This is a genomic window from Streptomyces sp. NPDC050534 (genome assembly GCF_044457745.1).
Classification (GTDB): Bacteria; Actinomycetota; Actinomycetes; order Streptomycetales; family Streptomycetaceae; genus Streptomyces.
In genome coordinates this window covers 143,482-157,299 of the sequence record NZ_JBITHF010000003.1, presented here as the reverse complement: position 1 = coordinate 157,299, position 13,818 = coordinate 143,482, and the positions used below count along the sequence as shown (strand labels likewise).

At 70.8% G+C, this 13,818-nt stretch carries 16 protein-coding genes; 9 read left to right on the top strand and 7 right to left on the bottom strand.

What is annotated here, in order from left to right:
- Positions 1-127 precede the first annotated feature (127 nt).
- The 4 genes from ACIBN2_RS11710 (at position 128) to ACIBN2_RS11695 (ending at position 3,237) form a co-directional block, all read left to right on the top strand.
- Complete coding sequence (locus tag ACIBN2_RS11710; RefSeq protein ID WP_399134130.1) at positions 128-1,087, top strand: metal ABC transporter substrate-binding protein; 960 nt, start codon at positions 128-130, stop codon at positions 1,085-1,087.
- A gap of 11 nt (positions 1,088-1,098) precedes the next feature.
- On the top strand, positions 1,099-1,854 hold the full coding sequence (locus tag ACIBN2_RS11705; RefSeq protein WP_399134129.1) for a metal ABC transporter ATP-binding protein: 756 nt from the start codon (positions 1,099-1,101) through the stop codon (positions 1,852-1,854).
- On the top strand, positions 1,854-2,756 hold the full coding sequence (locus ACIBN2_RS11700; protein WP_399134128.1) for a metal ABC transporter permease: 903 nt from the start codon (positions 1,854-1,856) through the stop codon (positions 2,754-2,756). The genes ACIBN2_RS11705 and ACIBN2_RS11700 overlap by 1 nt, the downstream gene beginning before the upstream one ends.
- A gap of 61 nt (positions 2,757-2,817) precedes the next feature.
- Entirely contained in the window at positions 2,818-3,237 is a 420-nt protein-coding gene (locus tag ACIBN2_RS11695; RefSeq protein ID WP_399134127.1) for a Fur family transcriptional regulator, read from the top strand.
- A gap of 69 nt (positions 3,238-3,306) precedes the next feature.
- Here ACIBN2_RS11695 and ACIBN2_RS11690 read toward each other — a convergent pair whose 3' ends face one another.
- The 4 genes from ACIBN2_RS11690 to ACIBN2_RS11675 are packed head-to-tail and all read right to left on the bottom strand — an operon-like array spanning position 3,307 to position 5,833.
- Positions 3,307-4,152 carry an isoprenyl transferase gene (locus ACIBN2_RS11690; protein WP_399134126.1) on the bottom strand — a complete coding sequence of 282 codons (846 nt, stop codon included), beginning with the start codon at positions 4,150-4,152 and terminating at the stop codon, positions 3,307-3,309.
- A gap of 25 nt (positions 4,153-4,177) precedes the next feature.
- A complete protein-coding gene (recO, locus tag ACIBN2_RS11685; RefSeq protein WP_399134125.1) occupies positions 4,178-4,924 on the bottom strand; it encodes a DNA repair protein RecO in 747 nt (248 codons plus the stop codon).
- Between the two features lie 26 nt (positions 4,925-4,950).
- Positions 4,951-5,601: a DUF1266 domain-containing protein gene (locus tag ACIBN2_RS11680; RefSeq protein WP_399134124.1), complete on the bottom strand. Its 651-nt coding sequence runs from the start codon at positions 5,599-5,601 to the stop codon at positions 4,951-4,953.
- A gap of 16 nt (positions 5,602-5,617) precedes the next feature.
- Positions 5,618-5,833 carry a hypothetical protein gene (locus tag ACIBN2_RS11675; protein WP_399134123.1) on the bottom strand — a complete coding sequence of 72 codons (216 nt, stop codon included), beginning with the start codon at positions 5,831-5,833 and terminating at the stop codon, positions 5,618-5,620.
- 170 nt (positions 5,834-6,003) lie between these two features.
- Between ACIBN2_RS11675 and ACIBN2_RS11670 the strand changes: the two genes are divergently transcribed.
- The 3 genes from ACIBN2_RS11670 to ACIBN2_RS11660 all read left to right on the top strand — a co-directional run bounded on the left by ACIBN2_RS11670 (position 6,004) and on the right by ACIBN2_RS11660 (position 8,698).
- On the top strand, positions 6,004-6,837 hold the full coding sequence (locus ACIBN2_RS11670) for a Scr1 family TA system antitoxin-like transcriptional regulator (RefSeq protein WP_399134122.1): 834 nt from the start codon (positions 6,004-6,006) through the stop codon (positions 6,835-6,837).
- Positions 6,819-7,031 (top strand): DUF397 domain-containing protein, encoded by a 213-nt coding sequence (locus ACIBN2_RS11665; RefSeq protein ID WP_399134121.1) that lies wholly within the window; start codon positions 6,819-6,821, stop codon positions 7,029-7,031. The genes ACIBN2_RS11670 and ACIBN2_RS11665 overlap by 19 nt, the downstream gene beginning before the upstream one ends.
- 185 nt (positions 7,032-7,216) lie before the next feature.
- Positions 7,217-8,698: an alpha/beta hydrolase gene (locus tag ACIBN2_RS11660; RefSeq protein ID WP_399134120.1), complete on the top strand. Its 1,482-nt coding sequence runs from the start codon at positions 7,217-7,219 to the stop codon at positions 8,696-8,698.
- 5 nt (positions 8,699-8,703) lie between these two features.
- Here ACIBN2_RS11660 and ACIBN2_RS11655 read toward each other — a convergent pair whose 3' ends face one another.
- On the bottom strand, positions 8,704-9,810 hold the full coding sequence (locus ACIBN2_RS11655) for an abortive phage infection protein (protein ID WP_399134119.1): 1,107 nt from the start codon (positions 9,808-9,810) through the stop codon (positions 8,704-8,706).
- 129 nt (positions 9,811-9,939) lie between these two features.
- On the opposite strand from ACIBN2_RS11655, the gene bla reads away from it, so the two are divergent.
- On the top strand, positions 9,940-10,839 hold the full coding sequence (bla, locus tag ACIBN2_RS11650) for a class A beta-lactamase (protein WP_399134118.1): 900 nt from the start codon (positions 9,940-9,942) through the stop codon (positions 10,837-10,839).
- A 10-nt stretch (positions 10,840-10,849) separates the two neighbouring features.
- Here bla and ACIBN2_RS11645 read toward each other — a convergent pair whose 3' ends face one another.
- Complete coding sequence (locus tag ACIBN2_RS11645) at positions 10,850-11,278, bottom strand: protein-tyrosine phosphatase family protein (RefSeq protein WP_399134117.1); 429 nt, start codon at positions 11,276-11,278, stop codon at positions 10,850-10,852.
- Positions 11,275-12,012 carry a FadR/GntR family transcriptional regulator gene (locus ACIBN2_RS11640; RefSeq protein ID WP_399134115.1) on the bottom strand — a complete coding sequence of 246 codons (738 nt, stop codon included), beginning with the start codon at positions 12,010-12,012 and terminating at the stop codon, positions 11,275-11,277. The genes ACIBN2_RS11645 and ACIBN2_RS11640 overlap by 4 nt, the downstream gene beginning before the upstream one ends.
- 198 nt (positions 12,013-12,210) lie before the next feature.
- Between ACIBN2_RS11640 and ACIBN2_RS11635 the strand changes: the two genes are divergently transcribed.
- Positions 12,211-13,809: an ABC transporter substrate-binding protein gene (locus ACIBN2_RS11635; protein ID WP_399134114.1), complete on the top strand. Its 1,599-nt coding sequence runs from the start codon at positions 12,211-12,213 to the stop codon at positions 13,807-13,809.
- Positions 13,810-13,818 lie beyond the last annotated feature (9 nt).

Below are 13,818 nucleotides of genomic sequence, written 5' to 3'. Positions count from 1 at the left end.
CGGACGACGAAGCGAGGCGCTTCACAGCGAATGCTTCAGGGTACCGGCGCGGGCTCCCCCTCAATCAAATCGGTCCGACTTCGAGGCTTGTTGACAACGGTTTCCATGTTAGTTGAAAATGACTGTCATGAACGTAAGGCGACGCCTCATACCCGCCGTGGCGACCGCGGCCGCCGCGGCCCTCGGTCTCGCGACCCTCTCCGCCTGCTCGACCGAGAGCGCCGCCGCGGGCGGCACGGACAAGTTCGACGTCGTCGCGTCGTTCTATCCGATGGCCTTCCTCGCGGAGCGGATCGGCGGCTCCCACGTCCACGTCACCTCCCTGACCGAGCCCGGCCAGGAGCCCCACGACCTGGAGATCAGCGCCAAGCAGACCGCGCAGCTCCAGGAGTCGGACGCGGTGCTGTACCTCAGGAACCTCCAGCCCTCCGTCGACGACGCGGTGGCCCAGTCCGAGGTGAAGACCAAGATCGACGCCGCCTCCCTCACCTCCCTGGAGAAGCACGGCAACGAGGTCGGCGGTCACGCCGCCTCCCACGACCACTCCGAGAACGAGGAGAACGCCGGCCTCGACCCCCACATCTGGCTCGACCCGGTGCGGTACGCCGAGGTCGCCGAGGGTGTCGGCAAGGCCCTCGAGAAGGCGGACCCGGACCACGCCGCGGACTACCGGAAGAACACCGCGGCCCTGGTGAAGCGGCTCGACGGCCTGAACACGCAGTTCAAGGACGGGCTCGCGGACACGGAATCCAAGGTCTTCATCACCACGCACGCCGCCTTCGGCTACCTCGCCGAGCGCTACGGCCTGACCGAGGAGGCCATCAACGGCCTCGACCCCGAGTCCGAGCCGAGCGCGGCCCGGGTGAAGGCGCTGGAGAACATGGCGAAGGCCGACGGCGTGACCACCGTCTTCTACGAAACGCTCGTCAGCGGCAAGACCGCGAAGACAGTCGCCTCCGACGCCGGACTCAGGACGGACGTGCTCGACCCGATCGAGGGCATCACGGCCAAGTCCCGCGGCAAGGACTACTTCTCGGTCCAGGAGGCCAACCTCAAGGCGCTGCGACAGGCACTGGGCGCCAAGTGAAGGGGGACGGGATGACCGGCGAGAATGTCGTGACGGTGCGCGGCGTACGGGCCGAGCTGGGCTCGCGCCCCGTCCTGCGCGGCATCGACCTGACCGTGCGCCGCGGAGAGGTCGTCGCGCTGCTCGGTGCGAACGGCTCCGGCAAGTCGACGGCGGTCCGCACGCTCATCGGGCAGGTGCCGGTGAGCGCGGGCGAGATCGAGCTGTTCGGCACGGAGCGCAGGCGGTTCCGGGACTGGGCGCGCATCGGGTACGTCCCGCAGCGCACCACCGCCGCGGGCGGCGTCCCGGCCACCGTCACCGAGATCGTCTCGTCCGGGCGGCTGTCCCGGGCCCGCTTCGGCGTGCTGCGCAAGGCGGACCACGCGGCGGTGCGGCGAGCGCTGGAGCTGGTCGGCATGGCGGACCGGGCGAAGGACTCCGTGAACGCCCTCTCCGGCGGCCAGCACCAGCGCGTGCTCATCGCCCGCGCACTCGCCGCCGAGCCCGAACTGCTGATCATGGACGAGCCGATGGCGGGCGTCGACCTGGCCAGCCAGGAGGTCCTGGCGCGGACGCTGCGGGAGCAGGTGGACCGGGGTGCGACCGTCCTGCTCGTCCTGCACGAACTCGGGCCCCTGGAGCCCCTGATCGACCGGGCGGTCGTCCTGCGCGACGGCTGCGTCCTGCACGACGGCCCGCCCCCGCGGGCGGTGGGGCAGCACGCGCTCCCCGGCCACGACCACGTACACCCCCACGCTCCGACCCGTACAGGACTGCTGAGCTGATGGACCTCCTCGACTACGCCTTCATGCAGCGGGCCCTGCTCGCCGCCGTCCTGGTCGGCGTCACCGCCCCCGCGATCGGCATCTACCTCGTGCAGCGCCGGCAGGCCCTGATGGGCGACGGCATCGGCCATGTGGCGATGACGGGCGTCGGCCTCGGCTTCCTGCTCTCCGCGTCCCCGGTCTGGACGGCCACCGCCGTCTCCGTCCTCGGCGCGATCCTCATGGAGCTGATCCGCTGGTACGGCCGCACCCGCGGCGACATCGCCCTGGCGATGCTCTTCTACGGCGGCATGGCCGGCGGCGTGATGTTCATCAACCTCGCGCCCGGCGGCTCCAACGCGAACCTGACGTCGTACCTCTTCGGGTCCCTGTCCACGGTCTCGCCGTCGGACGTCACCGCGATCTGCCTGCTCGCGGGCTTCGTCGTGCTGGTCACCCTCGGTCTGCGCCGGCAGCTCTTCGCGGTCAGCCAGGACGAGGAGTTCGCGCGGGTCACGGGCCTGCCGGTGCGCGCCCTGAACCTGCTCACCGCGGTGACGGCGGCGGTGACGGTCACGGTCGCGATGCGGGTGGTGGGCCTGCTGCTGGTGAGCGCGCTGATGGTCGTCCCCGTGGCGGCGGCCCAGCAGTTGAGCCGCAGCTTCGCGGCCACCTTCGCGATCGCGGTCGCGATCGGGGTGACGGTGACGATCGGCGGCACGGCCACCTCCTACTACCAGGACGTGCCGCCCGGGGCGACGATCGTGCTGCTGACCATCGCGGCGTTCGTCGTGCTGACGGCGCTCGCGGCCCCGCTGGCCCGGCGCCGCGCCCGCGCCGCCGCCGCCGCGCATCCCGCCGGGGACCCGGCAGAGTGCGCGATTCCGGCCGCGCGCAGCTCGGACGGCAAGGTCGGCGTCTGACCGCGCACACCCCGGACTGGCACAATGTCCGGGCAGACGCAGGCTGACCTAGGAGGAACCGGTGACGACCGCTGGACCGCCCGTGAAGGGCCGTGCGACCCGGCAGCGGGCAGCCGTGGCGGCGGCCCTGGACGAGGTCGAGGAGTTCCGCAGCGCGCAGGAGCTCCACGACATGCTGAAGCACAAGGGCGACTCGGTCGGGCTGACCACCGTCTACCGCACCCTCCAGAACCTCGCCGACGCGGGCGAGGTCGACGTCCTGCGCACGTCCGAAGGCGAGTCGGTGTACCGGCGCTGCTCCACCGGCGAGCACCACCATCACCTCGTCTGCCGTGTCTGCGGCAAGGCGGTGGAGGTCGAGGGCCCGGCGGTGGAGAAGTGGGCCGAGGCGATCGCCGCGGAGCACGGCTACGTCAACGTCGCGCACACCGTCGAGATCTTCGGTACCTGTGCCGACTGCGCGGAGCGCTCCGCCGGCTGAGCGGTCGTTCGGCTGCGGGCGGGTTGTGGCCGGTCGCGCAGTTCCCCGCGCCCCCGAGCGGGCCGCAGCTCAGCCGTTGTCGCCCTGCATCTCGCGCTCCATCTTCAGGAGCTCCTCGTTCGGTACGGCGCCGCCGAAGCGGCGGTCGCGGGAGGCGAACTCGACGCAGGCACGCCACAGGTCGCGGCGGTCGAAGTCGGGCCACAGGACGTCCTGGAAGACCATCTCGGCGTAAGCGCTCTGCCAGAGCAGGAAGTTGGAGGTGCGCTGCTCGCCGCTGGGGCGCAGGAACAGGTCCACGTCCGGCATGTCCGGGTAGTACATGTACTTCGCCAGGGTCTTCTCGGTGACCTTGGACGGGTCGAGCCGGCCCGCCTTCACGTCCTCCGCGAGGGCCTGCGCGGCGTCCGCGATCTCCGCCCGGCCGCCGTAGTTCATGCAGAAGTACAGCGTGAGCAGGTCGTTGTCCTTGGTCTGCTCCTGGGCGATCTGAAGCTCCTTGGCGACCGACTTCCACAGCTTGGGCATCCGGCCGACCCAGCGCACCCGGATGCCGAGCTCGTCGAGCCGGTCGCGGGACTTGGCGATGAACTCGCGGTTGAAGTTCATCAGGAAGCGGACCTCGTCGGGCGAGCGCTTCCAGTTCTCGGTGGAGAAGGCGTACAGCGAGATGTTGCCCACGCCCATCTCGATCGCGCCCTGGAGCACGTCCACGACGCGCTCGGCGCCGACCTTGTGGCCCTCGGTGCGCGGCAGGCCGCGCTCCTTCGCCCACCGGCCGTTCCCGTCCATGACGATCCCGACGTGGCTCGGGACCAGCTCGCCCGGCAGCTTCGGCGCACGGGCGCCCGACGGGTGCGGCTCCGGCGCCTTGTACTCGCGGCGCCGGCGTCCCAGGATCCCGCGTACTGCCATGTGTTCCTCGTCTCCTTCAGACGGCTTACTTCTCCACGTAACGAAGCGAACGCAGCCCGCGTTCCAGATGCCAGTGCAGGTAGGCCGAGACCAGCCCGCTGCCCTCCCTGACATACCGAGGCTCGCACGCGTCCGCGGTCTCCCAGTCTCCCGTAAGCAGCGCGCCGAGGAGCTCCAGGGTCTGCGGCGAGGGTACGACGCTGCCGGCCACCCGGCAGTCGACGCAGATGGAGCCGCCGGCGGCGACCGAGAAGAACCGGTTCGGGCCGGGCATTCCGCACTTCACGCAGTCGGTGAAGCTGGGGGCGTAGCCGTTGACCGCGAGGGAGCGCAGCAGGAAGGCGTCGAGGATCAGGTGCGGGGCGTGCTCGCCGCGGGCCAGGGTCCGCAGCGCGCCTACGAGCAGCAGGTACTGCTGCACCGCCGGCTCGCCCTCGTGGTCGGTGAACCGCTCGGCGGTCTCCAGCATGGCCGTACCCGCGGTGTAGCGGGCGTAGTCGGCGACGATCCCGCCGCCGTACGGCGCGATGGTCTCGCTCTGCGTGCACAGGGGCAGGCCGCGCCCGATCAGCTCGCTGCCGCGCGCGAAGAACTGCACGTCGACGTGGGAGAAGGGCTCGAGGCGGGCGCCGAACTTGGACTTGGTGCGCCGGACGCCCCGCGCCACGGCGCGTACGCGACCGTGACCGCGCGTGAGCAGGGTGATGATCCGGTCCGCCTCACCCAGCTTCTGGGTGCGCAGCACGATGCCGTCGTCGCGGAACAGACTCATGAGGCCATTCTCCCGTACGGCCGCGCTCAGCGGGCCCGGTCGGGGTGGCTGATGGTGTCCCAGGGGGCCAGGTTCCAGGGGCTGGTCCCGTTCGCCGGGTCCAGCAGCGCGCTCAGATGCGCGTCGGCGGCGGACTGCGGGGCGGGCACGGACCCGTCCCGGGCACCGCTCAGCTGGTCCTGCCACACCTTCCTGCCCAGCAGGTAGTGATCGGCGTACTCCTGCCAGGAGGCGTACGTCCGCACCACCGACGGCACGATGTTCTTCAGCGCCGTCCACGCCTCGGCCTCGGTGATCAGGCCGGCCCCGAAGCCGAGCCGGGCTATGTCCACGTACAGCGCGGCGTCCCAGGCGAGCGGCGCGACCCCGAAGACCTGCTGGGCGCGCGCCCGGTAGCCGCTGCGGGAGAGTTCGTCGAGCCGGCCTGCCAGCCCCTCCCGCGAGGTGATCTCCCACTGCTCGGCCAGCCAGCCGCGGGCGCTGTCGTCGGCGATCCGCGTGAAGGGATACAGGGTGGTCCGCGAGGCGCTCCGGTCCCGGCTCACCGGCGCGCTCAGGGACACCATCCAGAGCTGATGCAGGGTGAGGGGTTCGGGGTAGCGGGAGGTGGTCTTCGGGCCGGCCCACCGTCTGCCGCCGCTCCGCTCTCTCCGCCGTCTCCACTTCCACAGGCCCATGCGCCCGCACCCTACGTCAAGGCACTTCGCCCCGGCTGCGTGCGTTGGCGTACGCGGTCGCCGCGCTGAGGCGTTCGGAGGTGGTGGCTCCGCGCACGGCGCCGGGGTCGGCGTCCCACTCCCTGCCACCGCCGTACGGTCTCAGTTGCACGTACGGTCCTTCGTGTCCCATGACGATTCCCACCTTTCCCGTACGGGTGTCGACGACGTGCGTACCGACGGAGGGTTCCATTTCCTCTCCTTGACGACCGTAACGAATGCGATGGACAATTCCTGCATCCCCTTTTCTCGCTCCCCCCTCCTTTCCGGTTTCACGCTTTTCATCTCCGGGATGGCCCGTTCCGCCTACACTCGGCAGGAGTCTGCCCACTACAAGTGGGGTGCAGCGCAAGGGGGTTGGCCATGGCCAACGGTTCGCAGCAAGCGGTGTGGGAGTTCTTCGGGACGGAGCTCAAACGGCGGCGTGAGGCGGCGGGGTTCACCCAGGCGGACCTGGGGTCCCGGGTCTTCGTGTCGGGCGCCTACATCGGGCAGTTCGAGCAGGCCATTCGAAAACCCCAGCTGGATATCGCGAGCCGGATTGACGAGATCCTGCAAACCGACGGTATTTTCGAGCGGTTGTGTCTGAAGCTCATCAACGACCACCGGTACGCGGATTACTTCGCCGAGGTCGTGGAACTGGAGCGACTGGCCACGAAGATCTGCGAGTTCGCGCCCACGGTACTGCCGGGGCTGTTGCAGACGGCCGCCTATGCCGGGGCGGTCACCGTTGCGGCAAATCCCTTCGTCACCGACGAGTACGTGCAGGAAAGGGTGACGGCGCGTCTCGAACGCCAGCACATTCTCAAGGGCGCCCCGGCGCCGGAGTTCTGGGTGATCCTGCACGAGAACGTGGTGCGCACTCCGGTGGGCGGGCCGCAGGTCATGGCCGAGCAGCTGGAGCACGTCGCGGGGCTGGCGCGGCAGCGGACTGTGTGGGTGGCTGTGGTGCCGTGCGAGGTGGGAGCGCACGCCTTGATGGGCGGGATGCTGCAGCTCATGGAGTTCGACGAAGCCCCACCGCTCGCCTATACAGAGACCTCGTTTTCGGGAACGGTGGTGGACGATCCGGCTGTGGTGAAGCGGGCGGCACGCGCATACGATCTGCTCAGGGGGGCCGCACTGTCGCCGGAGGCGTCCCTGACCCTGATCGAATCGGTGGCGGAGGACTTCAGACGATGCGCGAGTACGACCTGACCAACGCCCGCTGGCGCAAGAGCAGTCACAGCAACGGCGAGGGCGGGAGCTGCGTCGAGGTCGCCGACGGAGTCCCCGGTGTCGTCCCCGTCCGGGACAGCAAGGTGCCCCACGGCCCCGTGGTGGTCGTGAGGTCGGACACCTGGGCCGCGTTCGTCGGCTACTGCCGTACCGACACCAGCCCCGCCTCGTAGGCCATGATCACCAGCTGAACCCGTTCCCGCGCGTCCAGCTTCGTCAGCAATCGCGGTGCTCGCGGCGGTGGTCGTGGACCGGCGCGACGTATGACGAACCCCGCCTCGGAGCGGGGGTAAACCCCCCGGCCGACAAGGCAGTTGACCGGATGGGAGACACGGGCGGCGTCCGGGACGCTCGTAGCATGAAGGAGATCACGAAGAGCGCCGCCCTCATCGCCGCCGCCTCCGGCATCGTCTTCGGTGTCGTCGCGCCGCTGTCCGCGTCCGCCGCCGACGCGACCTCGCCGCTGAAGTGGGGCAGGTGCGCGGGCAGCGGACTCGACCCCCGCCAGCAGTGCGCGACCCTCCAGGTGCCCCTGGACCACGACCATCCCGACGGACAGAAGATCGACCTCGCCGTCTCTCGCATCCCCGCAGAGAAGCCGTCCGCCCGCCGGGGCGCGCTGCTGCTCATTCCCGGTGGACCCGGCGGCGACAGCCTCGGCGACCCCTCGGGCAAGGGGCAGAAGCTGCCGCGGACCGTCCGCGACTCTTACGACCTGATCGGGTTCGCGCCGCGCGGCAACGCGCCCTCCACGCCGGCCAGTTGCGGAGTCGAGCACCGCGACCTCGCGTTGACGGCCCTGCGGCCGTGGCCCGCCGCCGACGGGTCCGTCGCCGGGAACATGGCCACCGCCCGGCGCATCGCGAACGCATGCGCCCGCAACGGCGGCGAGCTGACGCGACACATCAGCACGGTCGACAACGCCCGTGACATCGACCGCATCCGCACCGCCCTCGGCGAGCGGAAGCTGTCCGCGTGGGGCGTCTCGTACGGGACGTACGTCGGAGCCGTCTACGCCCAGCTCTTCCCGCAGCACACCGACCGCATCGTGCTGGACAGCAGCGGCAACCCGGACCCCGTCCGGGCGGAGCGCGCCTGGCTCCAGGCGTTCGAGGTCGGCGTCGAGGACAACTTCCCCGAGTTCGCCAAGTGGGCCTCCGCGCCCGGCAATCCGCACCGCCTGGCCGACACGGCCGCCGAGGTACGCCCGCACTTCCTCCGCCTCGCCGCCCGCCTGGACCGCGAGCCCATCCCCTGGCCCGGCGCCAACCCGGCGGAGCTGAACGGCAACGTGCTGCGCCAGACCCTGCTGAACAGCCTCTACGACCCCGACGACTATCCCGCGGCGGCCGAGTTGGTCCTGGCCGCACAGAAGGGCGGGGAGCTCCCGGCCCCGCAGTCGCCCCCGGACTCGGTGATGCAGAACTACACCGCGGTCGGCGCCGCCACCATCTGCAACGACGCCGCCTGGCCGCGCTCGACGGCCGCGTATCAGAAGGGAGTTCAGGAGAGCCGGGCAACATACCCGCTCACCGCAGGCATGCCCCGCAACGCCATGGTGTGCGCCGCCTGGCCGTGGCAGCCGAAGCAGGCACCGGTGCGGATCACCGAACGCGGTCCGTCCAACGTCCTGCTCGTCCAGGACGAGCGCGACGTGGCGACCCCGCTGAGCAGTGCCCTGAAGATGCGCGAGGCCTTCGGCCGCCGCGCCGTCATGGTGACGGTGAACTCCACCGGCCACGAGGCCTACCTCGCCAACGGCAACGCGTGCGGCGACGCGACGGTCTCACGATTCCTGGCGACGGGCGAGCGGCCGCGGCAGGACGTCCACTGCCGGTAGCGCGACTACCGCCGAGCGCACCCGGCGTACTGCCGGGCCAGCGCGTGGAACGCCTCCTTCGGCTCCCAGTGCCAGCCCGAACGGGGGTCGTCGGGGCGGTCCTTGATCGTCTTGGTGATGCTGTAGCTCGCCATGTCGAGGTCCTTCTTCGGGTTGCCGGCGCGGTGCGGGGCGTCCGGGGTGACGAACTCGAACGCCATCGCCGCGTACAGGCCCATCGACTCGAAGACCCGTACCAGGTCGGTGAGGTAGGCGGCCTGGGTGTGCTCGCTGCGGACCAGGTGCCCCTTGATCTCGCCCTTGTCGTAGTCGACGACGTTCCAGCCCATGCCACCCGCCTGGGGCGCGCCCTTGTAGGTGCAGGTGCCGAACTCGGTGATGGCCAGCGGCTTGCCCCAGCGCCGGTACTTCCTCAACTCCCGTACATAGTCGGCGTGGTGGCGGAAGTACGAGTAGTAGTCGATGCCGACGACGTCGAAGAGCCGCCAGTCGACCTTGTCGTCCTGGGCGGCGGCGTAGCTGAGGTTTCCGTGGAAGACGGACCGCCCGAGCGCTGCCGCCTTCGCCGTGAAGCGGTCGAGGCGGCGCTGCATCCGCACGGGGTCGAAGTCGCCCTCCAGCATGTTCCGCACCCGGTCCATGACCGTCGCCCCCGGCACGATCCCGGGCACGAACAGCCAGAACTCGCAGCCCACGCTGAAGTCGACGCTCGCGCCGTGCCGCCGCAGCCGCTCCGCGAACCGGCCGCACTCCGCCATGTGCTCCAGGATGTCCCGCTCCGGGGCGTCCGCGAGGGTCGGCTGGAGCCACACGTGCAGCCCCTGCTCGGCGGCCTCGGCGGCGGTGGCGGTGAGCCGTTCGACGCCGTCGCCGGTGACGTCGAGGGTGTCGGCGTGCAGGCGGTCGCGGACGGCGCGGACGTCCCGGCGCATCCGGGCGGCGCTCCACGCGGTCCCGGGCGTCTCGCCCTCACCGACGGTGTAGACGACACCGCGGTGCCCGAGACCGCCGACTGCCGCCGCCGGCCGGGACGGCAGCACCGTCGCCGCGGCTCCGAGGGCCGCCGCCCCCGCGAGGAAGCGCGCCCGGCTGATCCCCTTCGTCTTCTCCATGCCGTTCACTGTGCCGGGCACCGGCGCGCCGCGCCGTCCGCCGATGGTCTACGGCCGCGCAACCAAGGAATGACGTACGGCGTCGATCATGGGTAGGACGACGGAAGACCGCCGTCCCGTACCGACCGAATGCCGACCGAATACCGACCGAAGGAGAGCACGATCCCAGGCCGACGCACCCTGCTCACCGCGGGCACCGCCACCGCCGCCGCGCTCCTGACGAGCGCGCCCGCCCACGCCACCACCGACCGCCTGCGCGCGCTGGAGCGGCGGCACGGCGCCCGGCTCGGCGTCTTCGCGCACGATTTCCGTACGGGACGGTCCGTCACCCATCGCGCCGACGAGCGCTTCCCCATGTGCTCGACCTTCAAGACCCTGGTCGCCGGCGCCGTCCTGCGCGACCTGGACCGGCAGGGAGAGGTCCTCGCCCGGCGCATCCACTACACGCGCGCGGACCTGGTGGACGGCGCCCCGGTCACGGGCACGGAGGAGCACCTGGCGCACGGCATGACGGTGGCCGAACTGTGCGACGCCGCCATCCGCTACAGCGACAACTCGGCCGCCAACCTCCTGCTGCGCCTGCTCGGCGGCCCCACCGCGATCACCCGCTTCGCCCGCTCCCTCGGCGACCCGGTGACCCGTCTCGACCGGTGGGAGCCGGAGCTCAACTCGGCCGAACCGGGCCGGCGTACGGACACCACGAGCCCCCGCGCCATCGGGGGCGACTACGCCCGCCTCGTCCTCGGCCGTGCCCTGAACACCGCGGACCGCGCCCGTCTCACCCACTGGCTGCTGACCAACACCACCGGCGACCACCGCATCCGCGCCGGCCTGCCCGGCACCTGGACGGTGGGCGACAAGACGGGCTCCGGCTCCTACGGCACCACCAACGACGTGGCCGTGGCATGGCGGGCCGACGGCACCCCGGTCGTCCTGGCCCTGCTGTCCACGAAGCCCGCGCAGGACGCGGCCTGGGACGACGCCCTCCTCGCGGAGGCGGCGGCGATCGTGGCCGGGACCCTCGGCTAGAACCGCTCGGTCAGAACCGCCGCACGTAGCGCTTCTGCCACGGCGTCTCCACCGCCCGCCGGTCGTAGTGCCGTCGTACGAAGTCCACCGCCTCCTCGGCGGGTACGCCGTCCAGGACCGCCAGACAGGCGAGTGCCGTGCCGGTGCGGCCGCGGCCGCCGCCGCAGGCGATCTCCACGGGCTCGCCGGCGGACCGCCGCCACGCCTCGGTCAGCGCCGCGCGGGCGTCCGCGCGGTCGGCCGGGAGGCGGAAGTCCGGCCAGCGGACCCAGCGGAACTCCCAGGCGACGGGCGGGGGTTGGCGGCCGAGGAGATAGAGGGCGTACGAGGGCGTGGGCGCCCCCTCGGCGAGGGGGTGCCGCAGGCCGCGGCCCCGGACGAGCCGCCCGGAGGGCAGCCGCAGTACGCCGGGGTCCGCCGGCCGCCAGGTGTCCGTCATCGCGCCAGCGTACGGTCCTCGATGCCCCGGAAGTGGTGCGCCATCGCACGCTCCGCGCCCTCGGCGTCCCCGGCCCGCAGCGCGGTCACGATGTCCCGGTGCCGGCGGACCGTCACCTCCGGCTCCGGGTCGTCCGTCCAGCCGCGGGCGCCGGCGACCCTGCGGAAGACGGTCCAGAAGGCTCCGAGCAGCTGCGGCACGAGCGCGTTGCCGAGCGAGGCGTAGAGCAACTCGTGGAACGTGCGGTCGAGTTCGGGGAAGGGGCGGCCCACGCGGACCGCCGCCTCCATCGCGGCGACGACCTCTTCCAGGGCGTCCAGCTCCGCCTCGGCGACCGACCCCGCGATCCGCCGGATCAGCCCCTCCTCCAGTACCTCGCGCACCTGAAGGATCTCGGCGAGCGCCCCGGTGTCGTCGTCGTGCGAAGCGAGCGTGCGGAAGGTGAGCCCGTCGATCAGGGGGGACAGCGACGCCTGGCCGACGTAGGTGCCGTAGCCGTGCCTGATCTCCACGATGTCGAGCGCCTGGAGCGCCTTGAGAGCCTCGCGCACGGAGTTGCGACTGACGCCGAGGTCCTCCATCAGCTCGGCCTCGGTGGGCAGCGGCGCGCCCGGCCGGAGCCTTCGGTCGAGGATCAGCTGCACGACCTCCCGCCGTATCCGGCTGTTGCCGGACTCCACGCTCCTGGGGGTTCCTGTCTCCCTGTTCCTCGGCTCCGCGGCCATGCGCCGCATCGTACGCCGACCGGACGTCCCACGTCCCATGTCCCGCGCTGACGTGCGCCAACTCCCGCCATCCGCTCAGACATTGGCTCGACCTCTGGCAGCTACGCCATTCGTGTGCGGACCCTTGACCGCCCCCCGGGCCGCTCCTATGGTCGCGGCTGACGGCAGGACGTAGGACGTCGTATCTCCTCACTCGCTGGAGGAACCGTGCATCGCCGGACCTTCCTGAAGTACACCGGCGCGATGGGTGCGGCCACCGCCGTCTCCGCGTCGCTGTCGGCCTGCTCCTCCGGGCCCCAGTCCACGAACGACACCGGCGGCGGAAGCGGCAAGGACCGCACCCTGACCGCGGTCATCGGCTACGGCAACGACGGCACCTGGGACCCCACCCAGACCGCGTCGGCCTTCTGCATGGCGGGCAACAACCACATCTACGAGGGCCTGCTCGACACCGACCCGATCTCCCGCAAGCCGTACGCCGCGCTCGCCACCGAGCTGCCGAAGGACGTGAACGCCACGTCCTGGAAGTTCACGCTGCGGGCGGGCGCCAAGTTCCACGACGGCACGCCCGTCACCGCCGACGACGTGGTGTTCGTCTTCGACCGCATCCTCGACCCGAAGACGCAGACGCTCGCCAAGGGCTTCTTCGCCAGCTGGCTGAAGGAGGTCCGCAAGATCGACGCGCAGAACGTCGAGCTGGTGCTCAAGTTCCCCTTCCCGGACGGGATCTCGCGGCTCACCCTGGCGAAGGTCATGCCGAAGCACGTGTTCTCCAAGCCCGGAGCCTGGGACGACGCGATAAAGGGTCTGGCGGTCGGCTCGGGACCGTACCGGCAGAGCGCGCACCACCCGAAGTCGAACACCACCTTCGAGGCGTTCGCCGACTACAACGGCCCGCGCCCGCCCGCCTTCAAGAAGATGAACTGGCTGACCATCGTGGACGCCGCGCCGCGCGTCGCCAAGATCTCCGGCTCCAGCGCGGGCGCGCAGATCTCCGACAACATCCCCTACGCCAACATCAAGCAGCTCCAGAGCGGGGGGCTGACGGTCGCGGGCGGCGCCGGCATGAACAACCTGTTCCTGATGTTCAACACCAAGCACAAGCCGTTCGACGACGTACGGGTGCGGCAGGCGCTGCACTACGCCATCGACACCGAGAAGATGGTGCAGGTCGCGCTGAAGGGCCACGGCAAGCCGTCGTCGTCGTTCCTGAACGAGTCCAACCCCACCTACCGGCGGGCGAAGACGGTCTACGACTACGACCCCCAGAAGGCGAAGGCGCTGCTGAAGGCGGCCGGGGTCAGCGGGCTGAAGATCGAGATCCTGGCCGTGAACGTCAGCTGGATCGTCGACTGCCTGCCGACCATCAAGGCCTCCTGGGACGCGATCGGCGTGCAGACGACCCTCGCCCCGCAGGAGACCACGGCCGTCTTCACCAAGATGGACCAGAAGCAGGACTACCAGGTCGTCGCCGCCGCCTCGAACCCCAACCAGTTCGGCCTCGACGCCGACCTGATCATGCACTACAACTACGGGCCCACCAACCTGTGGATGCAGTACACGCGCTGGGCCGGCAACTCCGTCGCCAAGCAGCTCTTCAAGGACATGGACCGGGCCACCCAGGAGCCCGACCCGGACAAGAAGAAGGCGATGATCCAGGACTACGTCGACACCGTCGCCGAGCAGGCGGTGCTCTACCCGGTCGTCCACAACGAGCTGATCACCGCCTGGGACCCGAAGCAGCTCACCGGCATAAGGGCGCAGCCCTACCCGGGCATCAACGTCCTCCAGGCCAAGTGGGCCTGAGAGCAGGGG

Bases quoted from the DNA above. Each gene is read 5' to 3' on its own strand.
- ACIBN2_RS11710 (WP_399134130.1), top strand. From the start codon at position 128: ATGAACGTAAGGCGACGCCTCATACCCGCCGTGGCGACCGCGGCCGCC.
- ACIBN2_RS11705 (WP_399134129.1), top strand. From the start codon at position 1,099: ATGACCGGCGAGAATGTCGTGACGGTGCGCGGCGTACGGGCCGAGCTG.
- ACIBN2_RS11700 (WP_399134128.1), top strand. From the start codon at position 1,854: ATGGACCTCCTCGACTACGCCTTCATGCAGCGGGCCCTGCTCGCCGCC.
- ACIBN2_RS11690 (WP_399134126.1), bottom strand. From the start codon at position 4,152: ATGGCAGTACGCGGGATCCTGGGACGCCGGCGCCGCGAGTACAAGGCG.
- recO (WP_399134125.1), bottom strand. From the start codon at position 4,924: ATGAGTCTGTTCCGCGACGACGGCATCGTGCTGCGCACCCAGAAGCTG.
- ACIBN2_RS11680 (WP_399134124.1), bottom strand. From the start codon at position 5,601: ATGGGCCTGTGGAAGTGGAGACGGCGGAGAGAGCGGAGCGGCGGCAGA.
- ACIBN2_RS11675 (WP_399134123.1), bottom strand. From the start codon at position 5,833: ATGGAACCCTCCGTCGGTACGCACGTCGTCGACACCCGTACGGGAAAG.
- ACIBN2_RS11670 (WP_399134122.1), top strand. From the start codon at position 6,004: ATGGCCAACGGTTCGCAGCAAGCGGTGTGGGAGTTCTTCGGGACGGAG.
- ACIBN2_RS11665 (WP_399134121.1), top strand. From the start codon at position 6,819: ATGCGCGAGTACGACCTGACCAACGCCCGCTGGCGCAAGAGCAGTCAC.
- ACIBN2_RS11660 (WP_399134120.1), top strand. From the start codon at position 7,217: ATGAAGGAGATCACGAAGAGCGCCGCCCTCATCGCCGCCGCCTCCGGC.
- ACIBN2_RS11655 (WP_399134119.1), bottom strand. From the start codon at position 9,810: ATGGAGAAGACGAAGGGGATCAGCCGGGCGCGCTTCCTCGCGGGGGCG.
- bla (WP_399134118.1), top strand. From the start codon at position 9,940: ATGCCGACCGAATACCGACCGAAGGAGAGCACGATCCCAGGCCGACGC.
- ACIBN2_RS11645 (WP_399134117.1), bottom strand. From the start codon at position 11,278: ATGACGGACACCTGGCGGCCGGCGGACCCCGGCGTACTGCGGCTGCCC.
- ACIBN2_RS11640 (WP_399134115.1), bottom strand. From the start codon at position 12,012: ATGCGGCGCATGGCCGCGGAGCCGAGGAACAGGGAGACAGGAACCCCC.